The sequence below is a fragment of the Alkalibacterium sp. m-11 genome (assembly GCF_054658155.1).
The window spans coordinates 1-2,301 of the sequence record NZ_BAAGIR010000216.1; the positions used below are offsets into that span (position 1 = coordinate 1).

Annotated in this window: 1 protein-coding gene; it reads right to left on the reverse strand. The window is 40.0% G+C overall.

The genetic code is table 11. The annotated features are described in order from the left end of the window. Window positions 1–197: 197 nt before the first annotated feature. Window positions 198–1,373 (reverse strand): ROK family protein, encoded by a 1,176-nt coding sequence (locus tag ACYQ2O_RS11765; RefSeq protein WP_459796675.1) that lies wholly within the window; start codon window positions 1,371–1,373, stop codon window positions 198–200. Window positions 1,374–2,301 lie beyond the last annotated feature (928 nt).

Here is a 2,301-nt window from a genome sequence, read left to right on the forward strand (position 1 = left end):
AGTTAACCAGCCTAAGATGCTATATGCACTGTCTTAGGAGGGGCAATGAGATGCCCTCACCTTGAGGCTTGAACAAAACAGAAATGGACTGCGTTCGTACAAGCACTCAAGAATCCCACCCGTCAAATCGAAAGGTTCGGGCTTGCGGCTTTAGCCGTGGGAGTCTCAAGTAGTGAGAAAAGCATTAAGCCTTTCACTCACACTTCCATTACTTTTTCCATATTCAAGCTGAATTCTACATTGTCTACATGAAGGTAGGACTGCAGATTCATCACTGTTGCGCCGTACAGACTGGCTTTTCTTCCCAGGATGGACTCTTTCAGAGGAACATTCTTGTAGATCGTCATGCTTAAATAGTGGTTAAGCAGACTGATCAGCTCAGGTATCTCTTCTAGAATTTCAGAATTGATATAGACGACTTCCGGATCATAGTTCCCAATCACGTTCATCAGACCAATTCCGAAATCTTTAGCAAACTGCAGAATCAAGTTCAAAGTGGATGAGTCTTTCTGGTGATAGGACTCGACAAGATCTTCAAAGGTAAGTGCAGGATCGCCTTTAAGCAGCTGATACTTTCGTACGATTGCTTTAGTAGAACAGTACTGCTCTAAACAGCCCTGATTACCGCAGGGACAATTGGTTCCATTAGGGTAGAGAACGGTATGTCCTACTTCTCCGCTACGCCCTTTATTTCCTCTATGGAGTTTGCCGTCAAGAATGATACCTGCACCGATTCCAGTATGTGCACTAAATGAAATGATACTTTTATGCTCGGTGTCAAAAGCTGCTTCCGCAAGAGCTGAAAGATTTGCCTCATTCTCGATGTGAACGGGGAGATCGATTCGTTCTTCCAGCTCAGCGACTAGATCGATTTCATCCAGGTCAAAGTAAGGAGTGAACTCGATTTTGTTATCATATACGATCCCGTGAATAGATACGGTCACACCGATAATACCAAATGGGCATTCATCCATCGTGTTTTTTGCATGGTCAACAACTGAAGCAATCGAGTCGACAATATTATCTTTACTCATATCTTTTTCTTCTGTCGTGTAATCGATCTTTTCACCGTCAAGGTAGGTGATCAGATAACTGATACGGTCGTAACGCACATCAAAACTGATCGAGACGCCAGCTTTTTTATTTACAGTAAGAAGAATGGGGCGGCGTCCGCCGGAAGACGTACTTTTACCAGGGCCGATCTCAATGACATAATTGTCATCGATCAGACGCCTTACGATTTCAGATACCGTTGCCTTGTTCAAACCAGTTAGTTCAGAAATCATCGCACGAGAAATTTCCGGCCGGTTAATGATCTCTGATAGAACCAGTATACTGTTGTTTTCTCTAATTGAACTTTTCATCTTAAACATGACTGTACCTCGTTTCTATATTTACGTATAGTCCTTCTATATCAAGGTTTTATGTGGGAATGAGTTAAGTAATTGACAATGTTTGGTCATAAAAGCAAAAAAACACAGGTAAGCGCTTGACATAAAAACAAGTTTCGCTATAGTTATTACAGAAGTTAGTTGATTCAACTAACAAACTATCGATACACCAAGTGTATCATATCTTGCAAAATAAAAAAACATACAATGTAAAGGTTCTCTTTCTTTTCATGTTACATTATCAGAAAAAAAGTAACTTTATGCCAGCTTTTGTCGGTCGAAAATGCGCCCATGGATAGGCATTCTTGCTAAATGAAAAGGTTGTGGAATCAATCAGATAGAGTTTTTCTTTCGACTTTACCTTCGTCTTTTTATGCACAAGAGAAAGTAATTGATTAAAAATCACCAGTAATAAACTTGGTTCAAGTACTCGTAGGGCACGAGAAAGCTGAGAGTAACTGATAGAGTCTATCCCCATTACTTTTTTAATTCGGATTGACAAGTTGCTGGTCTAGTTGTCGTAAACTTTCGGTTTCATCGTTAATGGCATACAGAAAGAGCTTTATTACTTTCTTAAATGTCAATTTCTTTGCGTAACGATCAAATTGTTCGATAGCTTGACGAGAATCAAACCTTAATTGTTCTAACTTAATATACGAAAACCAAGAATCTAAACTGAACGATTGAACAGGTCAACAGCAACAATAGAGACACACTCGTTAACCTAGTCGGTGGGTGCTGACAGGGAGTGTGTCTTTTTGACTTTTCTAAATGGCAATAATTTTAAAAAAAGCTTCGGCTACGCCTTCGCCCTTTTGGGATAGTGCGTAGCCATTACTTTTTCAGTTCTGAATTATCGTAGACGATACCGTGAATACTCTTATAGTAAACAGGAACCATCTCATTTCCA

Coding starts and splice junctions, on each gene's coding strand:
- ACYQ2O_RS11765 (WP_459796675.1), bottom strand. CDS start 1,373: ATGTTTAAGATGAAAAGTTCAATTAGAGAAAACAACAGTATACTGGTT.